We start from the raw sequence: 15,700 nt of genomic DNA on the forward strand, positions 1-15,700 counted from the left end.
ATCGCCACATCGGCCTTCCACACACATCGCACTCCACGGGCGGATACTCACACGCTTCCGTGTGCGGCCCCAACCCGCTGACACGGCGCGACTTATCAAACACCCCCGACGGGACAAAACGCTCTTTAAGCCGAATTGGTCGGCGGGCCGCCGGACGGCCTGCTTGACACCACCGGCTGGAGGCCGGAGCAGATCGTCGGTGTGGGCGAGTTGGCTGTACCCGTCTATGGCCGAGTGCAGGTAAATGTAGCCGCCACGGCCGGTCTTCCTTCGAGGGGTCCTCGCGGCTGGCGGGGGCGACTGACTGGTGGGCGACGAGCCCCCGGTGGAAGCACTGCCTGACGAGAAGGCCACCACCGTGATCGCCCTTCTCCAACCGTGCGCGCGCCTGGCTGGCCGCACACGGGATCCCGCGCATCGGGCCAGAGCTGGCTCGGGCCTCACTCGCTTGTCGATTCGGACGACCGACGGCTACCTGCCCATCAGCTCGTAGAGCAGAGTGACAACGACCACGCCGATGGGGAAAGGGGCGGCACGGGCTTGGAGCCTGCGCCGCCCCAGGCGTGCAGATGGAGCTAGTGGTTCAGAGCGTTCAGCATGGTGCGGAACCAGTCGGTCATCGTGATGCCGTCGTCACGCGGGTCGTAGTACGCGTTGCCGTCATCCAGCCACAGCTCGGCGAGCTTCTGCTCCGAGGTGCTGGTGTCGAGCAGGCTGCGGATTGCTTCGCGGAGCGCGTTGACCGAGTCCGGGGGGTTGACCTCCTTGTAGTCGTTCACTGCCTCGATCGGTGTCTCGTACTCCAGGTCGTAGTCCTGGTGGAAGTACGCGCCGGCGAGGTTTTTGAGGGTTTTGGGAAGCATCAGATCTCCGGGAAGGACGTCAGGGTGTAGTAGCTGCGTCGCTCTCCTTTCTTGAGCACGGTGATCACGATTTCGGGTTGACGAAGGTGTCCGAGGCCCTGATATAGATCCTTTCTGCCCGCGCTGTCCATCGTGTGAGGAAAGGCCTCTTTCGATCCCGCGGGGGCGGAGGACAGCCACTGTTGAATCGCCGCCTGATTCGCGGCCAGGTTGTCTCCGGTGGCCTTCTCCGCAGCGGCGAGGTCCTTGCAGGTTGAGGCTCTTGGTGTCCCTCGGCCTTTCGAGCACCTCGAGTTCGACCTGTAGCAGCCGCACCCCGAACAGCCCGCGAGCCCGGATGTGACTGAGCGCTTCAGTCGGCCCGTGAGCACTCGCGTTGAACACTCCAGGCTCAACGCCGTGCTACCGCTGTGACTGACGCGCGGCGGCCCGGTTCGGGTGGGCCTCGCGAGCCCACCCAAATCAGCAGAACGGTCGGAACTCCCTGAAGTCCGGCGTCGGGCGCGGATCGGGCAGCCGGTAGGCGCCGATCCGCGCCCGACCGCTGGCCGGGTCGGCGGTCCCGTCGGCCAGAGCGCCCGGTATCGGACGCCACCCGAGATTGGTCTCGAAGTACGCCACGGCAGCGCCGACAGATGGCCACCAGACATCGTCGAGCAGCACGACGCCGCCAGGTCGGACGATCTCGCCCAGGAAGTGGAGGTCGACGAAGACGTTGTGGAAGTGGTGGCTGCCGTCGACGAACGCCGCGTCCGCGGCGAAACCCACGTCGGCCAACCGGGCAAGGAACCGCTGAGATGGTTCGGTCACCAGCTCGGCGATGTCGTCCAGGCCGGCGCTGCGCAGCAGCTCCCACCCGACGCCGTCGTACGCCGTGTACTGGAACGGGTCGATCACCACGTGCCGCGGGTTGCGTGAACCGGTGCGCAGCAGCGCCTCGCTGATCGCCAGCGCGGAGCTGGCATAGGCGAGTCCGATCTCGATGACCGTGCCGACTCGCTCATCCACCAGGAGGTCGCGTACCTGATCACAGTCGCGTTCCGGCAGCGTGACGGTGGCGAAGTCTGGAGCTCCATCGGGACTCCGCGGCGGCCCGTGCTCGGTGAGCTCGCGGCGTACGGCGGCCACTCGATCCCGCCACTCGCCTGCTACTCCGTCCGGTTGCACGATCGAGTTCACCAAGCAGACTCCTTCTGGCTGAGGGCACGGGACGTGGCCAACTGTGACACTCGGAGCGGCCAACTGAAGCGCTCAGTCACACCGCACCGAGTAGGCCGGGCTCGCTCGCGTATCCGCGAAGAGCCGGATGATCACGCGGTCGACGATGGTCGGATGAGTCGGTGTGGGGCCTGCGGCCTGGTGCCGGGCCCGCATCCGCGCATCCCCGGTGAGGAAGGCCAGGGTGGCGAGTTTGGCGGCTTGCTGCGAGAGGCTGCCGTTCCCTGTCGCCCATCCAGCCACGGTAAAGGACAAACTCGCTGATAGTCGGCAGAGTGGGACCTATGGGTAATTCTGGAAGCCTGACGACCCAGCAGCGGGCCGCCATGCTGGCCACAGTGACTGCGAGTGCTCTGCTATTTTCCAGCCTGACCAGCATCATCGTTGCCCTGCCGGCAGTCCAACGCGACCTCGGACTGGACAGCTCAGCCCTGCATTGGGTTGTTGTCGCTGCGCTTCTGCCGCTGTGCGCGCTTGCTGTCGTCAGCGGGCGTCTGGGCGACACGATCGGACGACGCCGGGTGTTTCTTCTGGGCATGGCCTGCTTCGTCACCGGATCAGCACTGTGTGCCGTCGCAACCGATGGGGCCTTTCTCGTAGGAGCTCGTGCCGTGCAGGGTCTGGGCGTCGCGCTGGCCGTACCGCTCGCTCTGGCGAACCTCACCACGGCCCTACCGGCTGAGAAACATGGGTGGGCTATCGGCGTTCAGACCACGGTGATCTCCGTTGTCGCCATCGCCATGCCCTTGGGCATCCCTATTGGCTCAGTACGGGAGCTGGCGGTGGGCCTTTGCCGCCCCGGTCCCTGTGGCTGCGCTGGTCGTCGTCCTGGCCCGGCGGCATCTGATCGAGACACGCGCTCCCGCTACCACCTCGCTGGATCTGATGGGCTGTGTCCTCATCGCTTCTGGGCTTGCCCTCCTGGTCTTCGCCTGTGAACGCTCTTCCGACTGGGGGCTCACCAGTGTCGGGACGCTCGCTCCGCTCACCGCTGGTATCGCGCTGCTCGTCGCCTTCGTGCTGGCTGAGCGCCGCGCCCGAAGCCCACTGCTTGATCTCCGGCCTCTGCGCGGCGCCACGACATCCGTCCCCATGGCGGCTCTGGCCCTCGTCCAGTGCGCGTCACTCGCGCTCGTCCTCTACATGACGCTATATCTGCAGCATGTACTTGACCTGGGTGCATTTCGCACGGGTCTACTACTGCTGGCCACCAGCGTGGGGACCATCATCCTTTCGCCGCTCGTGGGACAGCTGACTGAGCGTGGCCATGGTGGCCGGCTGGTCATTACGGGCATGGCCACCCTTGGCGTCTGCCTGCTCTGGCTTACCGTCGAGGTGTTTGACAGGCGCATCATCTTTCTTGTTCCAGCCCTCTTGCTCTTCGGGCTGGCGCCCCCGTTGGTCTACCCGTCAGCGACCACACTTGTTGCGGACACCGCTCTGGGCTCAGCCAAGGGTGCCGGCGCAGGTCTGGCGATCCAAGCCCGACAGGTGGGTGCCACTCTCGGGCTCGCACTGACAAACATGCTGTTCACTGCCATTGAATGGCAGAAGCGGAACAGCCTCCTGAAACCCGGCGATGCCTTCACTCCGGAAGAACAGAGTGCTCTCGATGACGCCCTCACACGCGAGCGGCTCGACACCGATCTCCTCGCCCAGCTGCCAGGCGCCTCACAAGACCACGTCCGTGGAGCCGCGGACGAAGCCTTCGCAACAGCAATCGAGATCACATTCCTTACCCTGGGCGGAATCATCCTGCTTGGTGCCCTCGTCGCCCTTACCCTGCAGCGCGGAACTATCGGCCGGTCGACACCCAGACCGTCGGCATGAGTGGTCAGTCCACTGCGGGACCGGGCGAGGACATGTCTCCCGGCTCGCTGGCCGCTCCCATTCTGCCCGGCCCCGGCTGGTGCTGATGCGCACGCATCATTGTGGAGGCGACCGCAACGACCAAGTCCAGGTCACCTTCGGCGTCGGCCTGGGCGAGCAGGGCGGTGCAGACCTTCTCCGAAGTGCCCTGGGCCATCGGCGAGCGGGCGGGTGCGTTTCGCTCACATTGAGCCTGCCGACGGCACGTGCGCGTCATGCCGCTGAGGTGGGCGTTCGAGGAGCGTGAGACGGCCGTGACATCCGCCCGGCACGGTCTGACGGGGCGGGAGTGGCTGCGCCGCATCGAAACGGCGTGGATCACCGGTCTACGGCGGTCGGACGCGACCTTCGTCCCGTTGCCGCCGCGGCCCGTGACGGACGTGAAGCTGCGCCGTGCGGTCCTGGAGCAGATTGGCGCCGTCGCCGACGCGCTGGAACGAGCAGCCGTCGACGGATCGGTGCCCGGCCTGGTCCCGGCGCTGGAGCGGGTGACCGACGAAGCCTGTGCCGATGTCGGTTTCCGGCTGTTCCTCAGGGCCATGAAGGCGTACTTCGTGCCGATCGACGAAGACCGCTGCGACGCGTTCACCGCCCTCGGAGAGCGTTTCGGCTATCCGGAGTTCCTCGTGGACGACAACCTCAACGTCGGCTAGGTCCGACCGGTCCGACGGTCGCCACGTAGGCCCCGCCGGGACAGAGCCGTACCCGCCCCTGCCCCGGCGGGGCCTTCCGCGTCCCGTCCACGGACCGGATCGACTGGTCTCAACGGCTCGATCCGGGCCCACATCGCATCAGTAATCAATAACCCGGCAGACACATCCGATCAACCGATCAACCCATCAAGGGGCGCGCTCTAGTGCTCAAAGGAGCGGGCCGGCGCCGCTGTGGCCGTGTGGAGCGAACTCCTCCCTGTCGGCGACCTGGAATCTGTGGACCTGCTCACCAGCGTCCGCGACGTCGCCTACTTGGCCCAGGTCTCCAACGGAACCACACGACCGGAGCAGAAGCCGGCCCCCTCGGCTACTGCGCCCAAGGCATCGCCCACCGTGTCCAACGCGTCCGACCCGTTCGCCGTCGCTGGCATGCCAGCCGCGCCCACCGGCCAGGTCCGAACCGACCTGCTGGCCGCACTGCGCGGGTCAACCCCGCCCTGGTCGCCGACCCCGACAAGGCCATCGACCACACCCGCAACCAGTGCTCCGCCACCAACGGCAAGTCGCCCACGGCCGACGACGTCACAGGCCCGGTTCGGCAACAGCACCCACACCGTTGACGCCACGCCACGCCACGCCGCGGGAGGTCATGCCCGACGAGGAACGACCGGCCCCGTCACACTGACAGCAGGTGTGCTGACGAGACGAGGTGGTCGCGGATGAAGTTCGGAGTATCGACATTTGTCACCGATGAAGGCATTGGCCCCAAGGCGTTGGGACCCGCCCTGGAGGAGCGTGGGTTCGACTCCCTGATGCTGGCCGAGCACTCGCATATTCCGGTCAAGCGCGAGTCCCCGTACCCGGGGGGCGGTGAGCTGCCGCGGATCTACTACCGGACGCTCGACCCGTTCGTGGCGCTCGCCGCGGCCGCCTCGGTGACCCATGACCTGCTCCTGGGCACCGGCATCGCCCTGGTGGTCCAGCGCGATCCGATCCACACCGCGAAGGAGGTCGCCTCCCTCGATCTGATCTCCGGCGGCCGGGCCGTTTTCGGGGTCGGCGCGGGCTGGAACCGGGAGGAGATGCGCAACCATGGGACGGATCCGGCGGTCCGCGGGCGGCTCATGGACGAACGCATCCGCGCGATGATCGAGCTGTGGACCAAGGAGAAGGCCGAGTTCCATGGCGACTTCGTCGACTTCGATCCCGTCTACGCCTGGCCCAAGCCGGTCCAGAAACCGCATCCGCCCATCTGGGTGGGGGGCGACAGCGAGCGCGCTTTCGAACGCGTCGCCGCGTACGGTGCGGCGTGGATGCCGAGCGAGCCGCCGCTCGAGAAGCTGGGTGAACGCATCGCGCGTATGCGGCGGACGGCCGGTGACCGCCCGTCCGTCGTGGTGTACGCGGGCCGGTACGACCGGAAGGCGCTCGACACCTACGCCGAACTCGGCGTCGAACGCGTCCTGTTGTATCTGCCGACCCTGCCGGAGGACAAGACGCTGCGGACCCTGGACGAACTGGCCGAGGCCACTTCCAGCTACCGGTGACAGCTCGCGGCTGCCGCTGAACAGGAGCTGACCGTGCCGGACATGGCCGAGGACGAGGCGCGCCGCCGGTTCACGACCGCGCGGGTGGCGCGCCTGGCGACGGTGGACGCGGGCCTGCGCCCGCATCTGGTGCCCGTCGTCTTCGCGGCCCATGGCGAGGAGATCGTCACCGCCGTCGACTGGAAGCCGAAGAGGTCGCAGCGGCTGAAACGGTTGGACAACATCGCGGCCCACCCGGCTGTCTGCCTGCTCGTCGACGCGTACGACGAGGACTGGGAGCGGCTGTGGTGGGTCCGCGCGGACGGTGACGCCCGCGTGCTGGCGCCCGGTGACCAGGGCGAGTACCCGGCGGCCGTGGCCCGGTTGCGGGAGAAGTACGCGCCCTACCGGCAGCGACCGCCGACCGGTCCGGCGCTCGTGATCGCCGTCCGCCGGTGGCACGGCTGGCGTGCCGCGTCGGGGGGGTGACCGTACTGGCAGGGGACATGCCGCCCCGGCCGTCGCCACGCGGTACGACAAACTCGCCGTCCGCTATGAGGCAACTGTTCTGGTCGCAGCGATCAACGAGTGGCTGTGACGGTGCCCTAACAGGGCATCGGAAGCCATGCCATCGCCTCACGCCAACCCTGGCGATCGTGCGCCCAGTCCATCATCACTTTGGCAATCGGCTCTGGGCCGATGATCTCATGTGGCCTTGGGACGTGAGCCTGGAAGTGCTTGTCTGCGCTGCCTTCGCGGTACTCCACCTGGTAGCTCATGTCGTCATTCAGGTACACCTGCATGTAGTGCTGATCCACAGGCTCCAGGTCGAGCCTACTAAGGATCACGAACCGGTGACGCAGGTTCATATCAGCCAACAGGTCGTGCAGGGCGTCCTCGGTCGGATCGTCCACAGCGCGCCCGTCATCTTCGATTGCCCGCAGCACTGGTTTCACCATGCCCGCGACTGTACTGGCCTACCAGGATTCAGTCGCCCACCAGTGCACTTTCACAACACTCCCTAAAGGCTGTTGCACAACGGCTGGTCGATCTTCCGGGTCTCCTTCCTGCGGCGTTCCAAGACGGCAGAAAGACGGGCACATTCGGGCAGTTGACCTTGCTGCCGATGGCTGGATCTGAGCGTGATCGCCGTTGTGCAACACCCTTTAGGGCCCACCAACGACCGCCGCTCTCGCCCTCGCGGCATCAGCGTGCCGGCATCCACGTTACGAGAGGCTGCCGCACCCGGTTGAGGGATTGGCGCTCGAGCCTCTAATCAGCGGTCTGCCAAGTGCTTCGACGACCCCGAAACCGGCCCGCCAGCAACTGTCTCGTTCTTCCTCAGACCTGCCTGAAGCACCCCCCACTTGCGTCAACGCGTGTGCAGTCACGCCGTTGGACGCAAGGGAAGGGTGCGGAGCCAACGAAGCCCGCGGCCCATAGCGTGTTGGGTGAGATCACCACGTCAACGACGAAATGCTTCACCAGGCAAAGAGATTTAGTCGCCTATCTGTGCGCGTTGACGCGTCTAGCAAAACCTTGAAAAGCTTCGAGGCTAGGTCGCCACGACAGGGATCTCTATAATGATCAACGTTTTCGCCTATCAACCTCTAGGGCAGCCTCAACAGTTGCGTCAAAAGCACCGGCGAGGCAGGCTGGGAGGCGGAGCGCACGGCACTCAATCCTTCGAACCGTTTGAGCCGCCAAGGGATAGTACCGTCGCGTCGAGACCCCTCATTGCGACCCGGAACGCACAGGGAGCAACCATGGCATCCACGCAGATGAGCGGAGACGTCCGAATCACCGGAGTCATAAACGACGAAGAGTTTGCAGCGGAGGGGCAGGCGTCGGGGGACCCTACGACCGGCGTATATGAAGTGAGCTGGAATACAACCACGTCCTGACTGGCTGGCACCCTCTGATGTATACGGACGTCAAGGTCAGCCTGCTGTTCCACCGCGAGGAAGTCGAAGGAAAAAACCTTCTGTCGCTCGCTAACGGCACCTACCGTACCGCCGGAACCATTGACCTGGGCAGTGGCAACGTCCTGCGCAACAACACCGTGATCCAGTTGGTGAACGAGGACCGCTTCAACGCAGTGTACGTCATGAACGGAACAGCCCAAACCGGCGAGTTGGAGAACATCGAGTTCTTCGAGGAGTAGGAGACGATGCTTTCATTTGATTCCGGCAACATCGCAGCGCTTGCGGTCGCTCGGTGGCGCAAGTCTGACGGAAGCAACCTAGACGCCATCTTCTCGACGCGTTACAAGTTGGCCGACGCACGCGCGGCACTTCCGCGTCCGCAATTCCGGCGCATGGAAGCTCAACCCTCCTTCGACGGCAAGAGATTCCATTGCGCCTACAACGGCTACATTCAAGAACTCCCACTTGCGGTTGAAGGCGACGGTCTGTGCACAGGTAACACCGTGCGCCCTGGGTAGGGTTCGCCTGCAAGGACACATCATCTCGCTCGGGTTCAACCCCGAGCGAGGTGATGGTGGACGCGGCGACCGTACAGTCCCGCAAAGCGGCCAAGTCGTCTTGGGTGCGCGAACCCGGAATTCGCCCCTCGTCGGGCTCTTTGGGTGAATTTCGAGGCCGCGCCGAGAAGACTGCGGTAATAGGTGACCTAGCTTTTAGTCTCACACCACAGATGTTCGCTGACGAAGGGCCGAATCGGTGGATGGCTTTCGAGAGCGCCGACGAGCGACCGCCTGGCTTCAGCAAGGGCGGACGGGCGAGGACAGCACCTCCGGCCCGGCAATCGAGCGCGCGACGACACACGGGGTCTTTGCCGCGCTAGGTGACGCCGGCACTCAGGCGCTGCATGCGGGGAAGGTACACCGTTTCGTGGCGGGGGTAGATCAGCGGGTCCGTCCGCTGAGTGCCCAGGAGTTGACGGCACTGGGCGACCCGATGGCCACACTGCTGTTCCGCCAGGGCAAGTTCCCTATGACAGTGCAGGACCTGCTTTCCGAACTTCCCCAGTCGACAACGCCCGGGAGCCAGGCGGTTTACCTCATCAGCGAGGCCGGACAGATTCCACCCGCCGCTGCTCCCGATCTGCCTCGTGACATGCGGTTCGCGATCGCTCGCGCCGCCACTAGTCGGGACGTCGACCTGCTGGTGAGTACCGGCGCCAACGGCGACCCCGCAACAACCTTCCTGCAGGTGGCAGCCTGGGACGAGGCTGCCGGTGTCTTCAACTACTACATGCGGATCGACCCGGTCTGGATCTGGGCGGGCAACTCATGGTCTTCACTCACCACCGGTTCCCGCGGCAACGGTTGCTTTGACAGCCACATCAACGGCAGCGTCGTGATGAAGGAACTGAAGCTGCCCTGGATCAACTGGCAGTCCCAGGCTGCGACGATCCAGCTCGCTCCGGACGACACGCTGCGCGACAACCCTCTGTACAAGCATGTCATCGGTGCACAGAACCTGGAACTGACCGTCCGTTCACTGATCAGCCGTTGGACAGCCGCCCGCTTGGCTGCTGTCACACAGGGCGGCACCCTGAGGCATCCCGAACAACTGATGCGTCATCTGTTCACCAGCACCGCGGTGAACCTGGCCAGTACCGCGACGCAGAGCTCGACAATCACGCCCGCCGACGGTGACCTGGCGCTGCCCACGGGCTTCTGGCTGAACAGCGACGCGCTTCTGGACGACCTCCAACTACCTGTCAGCGCCTCTCTGCCCTTGGCTCCAGCTACCCACTACATTGCCAGCCTGACCAAATTTGACTTCCGTTTGGAGGAAAAGACCAACGGCTTCTCCCAGCCTGGCGACACATTCTTCGCATTCGTCGTACCCGAGGCGGCCTGTGAAGACAACGATGTTGTTCAGCAGATGGTGCAGCAAGGAATTATCACAGCCAAGTTCGCGGCTTGCGCCCTCATGGTCGATTTCACCAACCCGGTCTTCAGCCCAGACCGGGCGCAGCTGATGACCTACGTTCCCACCACTGCGACGGAGACTGCGGGCTTGCAGGACAAGATCGTCCAGGCGATCGTAGAAGCAGCCGCAAGCCTGCCACCCAGCAGTCCCGAGAGCCGCTTCGCTGCTGACTGGGCCCTTGCGGACAGCGCCTGGCCCAATGCCTTCGCCAACCGCATCGACGACTACCTCGGTCGCGTCAGCAAGCTGATCAGCATGTCATCCGGCTTCGACGATTACGTCCGACTGGCCGAGTCCCGCCGCCGTGAATTCAAGGTGATGCGGCTCAACGAGTTCGAGCTGACCTTGCCGACCACCAACATCCCCGAACACGCTCCGCGCCTCCGGATGAACGACGACGGCACCGTCGTGCCGAGACCGTGACAGACGACGCCGACCGCTGAATCCCTCTGACGCCAGTCCCTCTTCGAAGGAGCCCCTCATGAGCCTGCTCGACTCCTACGGCCCCCCCGGAAACCTCGACGATCTCGACGAAACCGGGCTGAAGGCCTGGAACATGTTCATCACCGACCGCGTCACTGGCTCCATCAAGGGCCCCGATCCCAGTAAGGTCCTTCACGACAGCCCTCGTAGCCAGTTCTACGACCTCACCAAGACCGACACCGCCGCCGATGCCCAAGAGGCCACCGTCACCTGGACGGCCTTCCCGCGCCTGGTCAAAATTCACTCTTTGAGCGATACACAGCGCTGGCAGCGTGCCGATGCCAGCCGGGACGTCCAGGACGAGTACTGCGAGTGGAGCGTCACCCGCAACACCGTTGGGAAGATCACCAAGGTCATGTTCACCTGCGAGGGCCCAGAGTACTGGAAGCTGCTTTCGCGCTCCGATCCCGCTAAGCTCCTTGAGCTATACCAGAAGCACGTCAGCCCCAGCGTCAAGCACAGCGATCTCTTCGGATCCACCGGCAACTACAACCCCCGTAACCGGTGGAACGACTCCACGACCCACGGTGCCATGCATCTCATCCAGGTCAACAACACCCTCAGCGCCGAAATCGAACTTGCGGCTGCGGCCACCATCGTGCGGGTCATTAACGGCAAGGAGCTGGCTACCGACCAGGAGCTCATCAGCTGCAGCCAGTACGGCGAGCCGGAGCGTAACAGCGACCCCCACATCGGCGGAGCCGTGAACGCCCTCGCTCGGCAGAAGGCCGACATCTCCCTCGCCAACCCGGTCGGACTCTACTTCGACAACCTGGCGACAGACGGCTGGACCACCCCGGACGGCTCCGACCCCAAGAGCTACTGGATCAGGCAGCGCGGCGACGAAGCTCACCCCGTCCGGTTCGTCTACGAGGTTCCCGAGGACAAGGGTTTTACCGTCGGAGACATCACCATCAACGGCAAGCCCATCCAATTCGGAGCACAGATCGCTGACTTCATCACCATCAAGCTGACCGCGATCGCCTGCCGCTTCGGTCAGAGCATTACGCCGCCGCAGACCGCTTGCGTGGAGTTGCCCCCCGCACCGGTCGAGCCGGCCGCGGTCGCCAGGGACATCAGCGCGATCTCCGCCCGTGGCTACCACGCCACCTCGGTTCCGACCTCCGGTACCCGCCGCCGCTAGGCCGTGTTTTGGCAGTCGGTTCTGCTCCTCGTCCCGTATCGAGATGATCGCGGTGTGGGGCGAGGGGATCTTTCTGACGGGCAGTGGGCTGTGCTGGAACTGCTGTTGCCGGTCGCGGTGCTGGGGCGGCCGTCGTTGGGCCGGTGGAGGCTGATCGACGGGATCCGGTGGCGGGTGCGGACCGGTGCTCCGTGGCGGGATCTGCCGTCGGAGTACGGGCCATGGCAAACGGTCTACGGACTCTTCCGCCGCTGGCAGCGTGACGGCACCTGGCCCGAACTGCTGACCCGGCTGCAGGTCCGCGCGGACGCAGCAGGGCTGATCACGTGGGAGGTCAACGTCGACTCCACGATCTGCCGGGTCCATCAGCACGCCGCAGGCGCCCGCCGCGACGGCCAAGCCCAGAACGAACCGCCGGGCGGAACCCGCACCGAGCCCGACGACCACGGCCTGGGCCGGTCACGGGGAGGCTTCACCACCAAGATCCATCTGGCCTGCGAGCAAGGCCAGCGGCCGCTGTCCCTGCTGGTCACCCCAGGTCAGCGCGGTGACAGTCCTCAGTTCGCGGCCGTCCTGGAAGGCATCCGGGTGCCCCCGACCGGGCCGTCCCCGTGTCCGGCCGCTGCGAGTGCGGGGAGACAAGGCGTACTCCTCCCGCGCTAACCGGGCCTACCTGCGAAAGCGCGGAATCGGGTGCACGATCCCGGAGCCTGCCGACCAGGCCGCCCACCGCAAGCGGCGGGGGAAGGCCGGCGGGCGGCCGCCGGTCTTCGACCGCGAGGACTACAAGGCCCGTCACGCGGTCGAGTGCGGGATCAACCGGCTCAAGCGCAACCGCGCGGTCGCCACCCGGTTCGACAAGCTCGCCGTCCGCTTCGAAGCCACCGTCCTGATCGCCGCGATAGGCGAATGGCTGTGACCGGCCTGAGCTGTCGATTCCTCATGCCATGCTGACCACGGCCAGGTGAACAGGTGAGGGGAAGGCAACGATGGGGGCTCAGCACTACGGCGCCGACAGCGAGAACGGCGACCGCATCGACGACCCCTCCGAGGACGCGCTGTTCATAATGATCAGCGACCTCAACGACTCCGACAACACCTTCGTGGTCGTCCAGCCCTACGAGGACGACCCCGTCTGGTTCGCTTCCGTGGCCGTCCTGGACGAAGGCGGCTACGAGATCGTCCGCCGTGACACGACCCGCAACGAGCACGAGGTCACCACGGCAACCAGCATCACTGACATCGCCCGCGAACTCACCATCTGGATGGCCGCCCGCGCCTTCCCCGGACGGCCAACCAGGCAGGTCAGAGAGTTCTAAGAGGTCATCTCATTTGGCGAGCCTGCGGTAGCAGATGAGGGTGCAGGCGATGCTGGTGAAGGCGAGGAAGTGCGCGGCTTTGCGCTCGTAGCGACGATGGAGGCGACGGCATCCAGCGAGCCAAGCCATGGTGCGTTCGATGGTCCAGCGGTGCCTGCCGAGTCGCTGAGAGGTCCCGATTCCCCTGCGAGCTATGCGATGTTGGATGCCTCGCTGGGATAACCATCGCCGCAGGTGGGAGTAGTCGTATCCCTTGTCGGCGTACAGCTTGCCAGGCTTGCGCCGACGGGGTCCTCGCCGGGATCGGATCGGCGGTATGCCCTTCACGAGCGGCATCAGGGCCTGGCTGTCGTGGACGTTGGCACCGGAGATGCCGACAGACAGGGGCAGACCGGTCCGCTCGGTGATCAGGTGGATCTTCGAGTCGTACTTGCCCCGGTCGACAGGATTCGGACCTGCCAGGTCCCCTTTTTCAGGGCCCGCATGTTCACCGAGTCGATCGCGCAGCGGGACCAGTCCAACTCCCCACGGGACCCGAGTTCGTCGAGGACCAGGCGGTGCAGCTTGGCCCACACGCGAGCCTTCGTCCACTCGGTGAACCGGCGGTGAGCGGTCGCCCCGGACGGTCCGAACGACGACGTCGGCAACTGCTGCCACGTGCAGCCCGACGTCGCCACGAACACGATCGCTGCCAGCACCTCACGGTCGCCATGCCGGCGCCGCCCGCCACCTTGAGGCCGCGATGGCGCCTCCGGCACGACCCTCTGGAACAGCTCCCACAACTCGTCCGGCACCAGCCGTTCAACGATCCCCGCCACAGCGGACAGCCTACTCAACCAAATGAGATGACCTCTAAGGCGGCGGCAGGGCTCGGGTTCCCCCTGAGTACCGGACTTCCGGCCCGGCGGTTGCTCTTCGGCTTCGTGGTCTGGTTGTGGGCCCAGCGGCCGGGCTGGCCCGTGTCTCGTCTGGCGCGGGTTCTCAGGACGGGCCAGCGGTTCGGCTTCTTGATCGCGCGTGGGCAGTTCCTGTGGCGGGCCGGGAGCAAGCGGCTGCGCGCCTCCTGCCCGGCCTCGGTTAAGGAGCGGGTGAGCTTGGCGGTGGTGGCTCCGAGCTGGGAAGGAACGCTTCGGCGGATGATGCGGACGCACCTGAGGTAGGAGACACGGTCAGCGTCGACGGCGGGGCCTGCGAGGGCTGCGGTGTGGGCGAACCGGCGGATCGCGTGGTGGACGGCGAGGTAGGCCCACAGCTCCTGTCGGACGCCTTCCGGCGTGCGGGACCGGATCGGGCCGCCAGGGCCGAGGTTCTTGATCTCCCTTGCCCGGCATGTCGAGGGTGACCGGCAGCTCCGGGGCGGGTGCCTCCTCCTCGATGGCGGTGTGGTCAGGCAGGAGGTCGGCGACGGCGGTACGGATCGCACCGCGGCTGACGCCATGGTCACGGGCGAGGGCGGCGATGGACCGGCCCTCCAGGTACGCGGTGCGGACGGTTTCGGTCTTCGTGGCCGCAACGGCGGGGCGGCCGCCCTTGTTGCCCTCGGCCTCGGCGGCACGCAGTCCGTCGTAGGTCAGTTCACGCTGGAGGTCGCGTTGGAGTTCGCCGGCGGCGGTGAGGGTCTGGACCATGAACTTCACGGTGGACAGCAGTTCGCTGCACCCGGCGTCCGGTGCCCACCGTCCGCCAGCTGCTGCGGCACCGCTAGGAGACGGCGCGCACGCTGACGGAGTTCCCGGGGCTGGCCGCGACCATGGACCTGCTGCTGCGGCGGGTCGCCCGGCCGTGGCGGACCGCTCCGCTGTGCGGTACCCGGCCTTCCGCCGCTGAGACCGGGGCGGCCCGGGCCTGCCGCACCGCCGAGGCTGGTGACGGGCGGGCACGGCGCGCTTTTCGGGCGCCGCGGAAGGGGCACGCGGGCGGAACACCGCTCCCACACGGAGGGAAGTACCACGATGGCCGAGTACGAACGTTCCCGCACGATGCACGCGCGGCCCGAGCAGGTCTTCGACCAGGCCGCCGACGTCGGCCAGCTCGACACCTGGATCCCCGACGCCGTGCACGTCGAGGCGGCGGACCTCCCTGCCGTGACCGTGCACGAGGACCGCTCCGGCCAGGACATGCCCGCGCTGCTGCGCTCGGAGCGGGACCAGATGCGGCTGGAGTGGGGCACCCGGGAACAGGGCGCCTACGCCGGCTGGCTCCAGGTGTCCGGCATCGACAGCGGCCCCAGCGAGGTGATCGTGCACCTGTCCTTCTTCGACGAGGCGCACGACCCGGGCGAGCAGGCGGTCGGCGAGGCGCTCGACGGCAGCCTGCGGCGGCTGGAGGAGCGGGTGCGGTCCCGGTCCGGGGACGCGGCGGGCTGACCGCCCCGCCGGGGGCCGGGCCGGAGCGGACGGCCCGCGTACAAGGCCCTCGGCCACGCGCTGCACGACGGACCGCGGGTGACGGCCGCCGCCACCGATCCCGCCCCGACGAGAAGCCCGCCGCACCGGGCTCCGCCCAGCACGAGGGATGGGAGCCGGCCGATACGACGGTCACGGCCGGCGACACGGCCGACTTCCGGATGACCGGTGATCGGTCGCCGGTCGCCGGTGAGGCGGTCTCGGGCGGCGGTCCGGCGAACACCGGCTCCGGTGCGGTGCTGCCGGTCGCCGCAGCGGGAGCCGTGCTCATGGGCACCGGGCCGGGCGTGGGCGTACGACGCCCGGCCAGAGCGAGGG

At 66.4% G+C, this 15,700-nt stretch carries 16 protein-coding genes and 2 pseudogenes; 12 read left to right on the forward strand and 6 right to left on the reverse strand.

The genetic code is table 11. The annotated features are described in order from the left end of the window. Positions 1 to 575: 575 nt before the first annotated feature. The 3 genes from E5082_RS31890 to E5082_RS31895 all read right to left on the reverse strand — a co-directional run bounded on the left by E5082_RS31890 (position 576) and on the right by E5082_RS31895 (position 2,042). Positions 576 to 863, reverse strand: a complete 288-nt coding sequence (locus tag E5082_RS31890) for a contact-dependent growth inhibition system immunity protein (RefSeq protein ID WP_135794688.1) — start codon at positions 861 to 863, stop codon at positions 576 to 578. Next, positions 863 to 1,234: an RNase A-like domain-containing protein gene (locus E5082_RS33885; protein WP_167514201.1), complete on the reverse strand. Its 372-nt coding sequence runs from the start codon at positions 1,232 to 1,234 to the stop codon at positions 863 to 865. Before E5082_RS33885 ends, E5082_RS31890 begins: the two co-directional genes overlap by 1 nt. A 91-nt stretch (positions 1,235 to 1,325) precedes the next feature. Next, complete coding sequence (locus E5082_RS31895; RefSeq protein WP_244321672.1) at positions 1,326 to 2,042, reverse strand: class I SAM-dependent methyltransferase; 717 nt, start codon at positions 2,040 to 2,042, stop codon at positions 1,326 to 1,328. Between the two features lie 365 nt (positions 2,043 to 2,407). Here E5082_RS31895 and E5082_RS33890 point away from each other — a divergent pair. The 5 genes and pseudogenes from E5082_RS33890 to E5082_RS31920 form a co-directional block, all read left to right on the forward strand. Further along, positions 2,408 to 2,818, forward strand: a pseudogene (locus E5082_RS33890) (MFS transporter); the annotation flags it as partial. Between the two features lie 22 nt (positions 2,819 to 2,840). Continuing rightward, a complete protein-coding gene (locus E5082_RS31905; protein WP_167514202.1) occupies positions 2,841 to 3,911 on the forward strand; it encodes an MFS transporter in 1,071 nt (356 codons plus the stop codon). Positions 3,912 to 4,165: 254 nt separating this feature from the next. Further along, complete coding sequence (locus E5082_RS31910) at positions 4,166 to 4,603, forward strand: hypothetical protein (protein WP_135794691.1); 438 nt, start codon at positions 4,166 to 4,168, stop codon at positions 4,601 to 4,603. Positions 4,604 to 5,322: 719 nt separating this feature from the next. After that, entirely contained in the window at positions 5,323 to 6,150 is an 828-nt protein-coding gene (locus tag E5082_RS31915; RefSeq protein WP_135794692.1) for an LLM class F420-dependent oxidoreductase, read from the forward strand. Between the two features lie 33 nt (positions 6,151 to 6,183). After that, positions 6,184 to 6,618, forward strand: coding sequence for a TIGR03668 family PPOX class F420-dependent oxidoreductase (locus E5082_RS31920; protein ID WP_229919024.1), 435 nt, complete (start codon positions 6,184 to 6,186; stop codon positions 6,616 to 6,618). A gap of 116 nt (positions 6,619 to 6,734) precedes the next feature. On the opposite strand, the gene E5082_RS31925 is transcribed toward E5082_RS31920, so the two are convergent. After that, entirely contained in the window at positions 6,735 to 7,088 is a 354-nt protein-coding gene (locus tag E5082_RS31925) for a hypothetical protein (protein ID WP_135794693.1), read from the reverse strand. 962 nt (positions 7,089 to 8,050) lie between these two features. On the opposite strand from E5082_RS31925, the gene E5082_RS31930 reads away from it, so the two are divergent. The 6 genes and pseudogenes from E5082_RS31930 to E5082_RS31955 all read left to right on the forward strand — a co-directional run bounded on the left by E5082_RS31930 (position 8,051) and on the right by E5082_RS31955 (position 12,977). Then, positions 8,051 to 8,293, forward strand: a complete 243-nt coding sequence (locus E5082_RS31930) for a hypothetical protein (RefSeq protein WP_135794694.1) — start codon at positions 8,051 to 8,053, stop codon at positions 8,291 to 8,293. A 6-nt stretch (positions 8,294 to 8,299) separates the two neighbouring features. Beyond that, positions 8,300 to 8,572 carry a hypothetical protein gene (locus E5082_RS31935; RefSeq protein WP_135794695.1) on the forward strand — a complete coding sequence of 91 codons (273 nt, stop codon included), beginning with the start codon at positions 8,300 to 8,302 and terminating at the stop codon, positions 8,570 to 8,572. Positions 8,573 to 8,810: 238 nt separating this feature from the next. After that, positions 8,811 to 10,454 carry a hypothetical protein gene (locus tag E5082_RS31940; protein WP_135794696.1) on the forward strand — a complete coding sequence of 548 codons (1,644 nt, stop codon included), beginning with the start codon at positions 8,811 to 8,813 and terminating at the stop codon, positions 10,452 to 10,454. Positions 10,455 to 10,512: 58 nt separating this feature from the next. Beyond that, positions 10,513 to 11,658: a hypothetical protein gene (locus E5082_RS31945; protein WP_135794697.1), complete on the forward strand. Its 1,146-nt coding sequence runs from the start codon at positions 10,513 to 10,515 to the stop codon at positions 11,656 to 11,658. Between the two features lie 54 nt (positions 11,659 to 11,712). Next, a pseudogene (locus E5082_RS31950) lies at positions 11,713 to 12,577 on the forward strand (IS5 family transposase). Positions 12,578 to 12,647: 70 nt separating this feature from the next. Next, complete coding sequence (locus E5082_RS31955; RefSeq protein ID WP_135794698.1) at positions 12,648 to 12,977, forward strand: hypothetical protein; 330 nt, start codon at positions 12,648 to 12,650, stop codon at positions 12,975 to 12,977. Positions 12,978 to 12,986: 9 nt separating this feature from the next. Here E5082_RS31955 and E5082_RS31960 read toward each other — a convergent pair. Together E5082_RS31960 and E5082_RS33315 are read right to left on the reverse strand one after the other, a co-directional pair. Next, a protein-coding gene (locus E5082_RS31960; RefSeq protein WP_190045440.1) for an IS5 family transposase occupies positions 12,987 to 13,786 on the reverse strand; the annotation gives its coding sequence in 2 pieces (ribosomal slippage) (positions 12,987 to 13,447 and positions 13,447 to 13,786; 801 coding nt in all). A gap of 360 nt (positions 13,787 to 14,146) precedes the next feature. Beyond that, positions 14,147 to 14,605, reverse strand: coding sequence for a serine integrase family protein (locus tag E5082_RS33315; RefSeq protein WP_244321673.1), 459 nt, complete (start codon positions 14,603 to 14,605; stop codon positions 14,147 to 14,149). 324 nt (positions 14,606 to 14,929) lie between these two features. On the opposite strand from E5082_RS33315, the gene E5082_RS31970 reads away from it, so the two are divergent. Beyond that, positions 14,930 to 15,343, forward strand: coding sequence for an SRPBCC family protein (locus tag E5082_RS31970; RefSeq protein WP_135794700.1), 414 nt, complete (start codon positions 14,930 to 14,932; stop codon positions 15,341 to 15,343). Positions 15,344 to 15,700: the final 357 nt, after the last annotated feature.

This window comes from Streptomyces griseoluteus (genome assembly GCF_004784465.1).
Lineage (GTDB): Bacteria > Actinomycetota > Actinomycetes > Streptomycetales > Streptomycetaceae > Streptomyces > Streptomyces griseoluteus.

Excerpts from the sequence above, each read along its gene's own strand:
- E5082_RS31890 (WP_135794688.1), bottom strand. The coding sequence starts at position 863 with ATGCTTCCCAAAACCCTCAAAAACCTCGCCGGCGCGTACTTCCACCAG.
- E5082_RS31910 (WP_135794691.1), top strand. The coding sequence starts at position 4,166 with ATGCCGCTGAGGTGGGCGTTCGAGGAGCGTGAGACGGCCGTGACATCC.
- E5082_RS31915 (WP_135794692.1), top strand. The coding sequence starts at position 5,323 with ATGAAGTTCGGAGTATCGACATTTGTCACCGATGAAGGCATTGGCCCC.
- E5082_RS31925 (WP_135794693.1), bottom strand. The coding sequence starts at position 7,088 with ATGGTGAAACCAGTGCTGCGGGCAATCGAAGATGACGGGCGCGCTGTG.
- E5082_RS31930 (WP_135794694.1), top strand. The coding sequence starts at position 8,051 with ATGTATACGGACGTCAAGGTCAGCCTGCTGTTCCACCGCGAGGAAGTC.
- E5082_RS31935 (WP_135794695.1), top strand. The coding sequence starts at position 8,300 with ATGCTTTCATTTGATTCCGGCAACATCGCAGCGCTTGCGGTCGCTCGG.
- E5082_RS31945 (WP_135794697.1), top strand. The coding sequence starts at position 10,513 with ATGAGCCTGCTCGACTCCTACGGCCCCCCCGGAAACCTCGACGATCTC.
- E5082_RS31955 (WP_135794698.1), top strand. The coding sequence starts at position 12,648 with ATGGGGGCTCAGCACTACGGCGCCGACAGCGAGAACGGCGACCGCATC.
- E5082_RS33315 (WP_244321673.1), bottom strand. The coding sequence starts at position 14,605 with ATGGTCCAGACCCTCACCGCCGCCGGCGAACTCCAACGCGACCTCCAG.
- E5082_RS31970 (WP_135794700.1), top strand. The coding sequence starts at position 14,930 with ATGGCCGAGTACGAACGTTCCCGCACGATGCACGCGCGGCCCGAGCAG.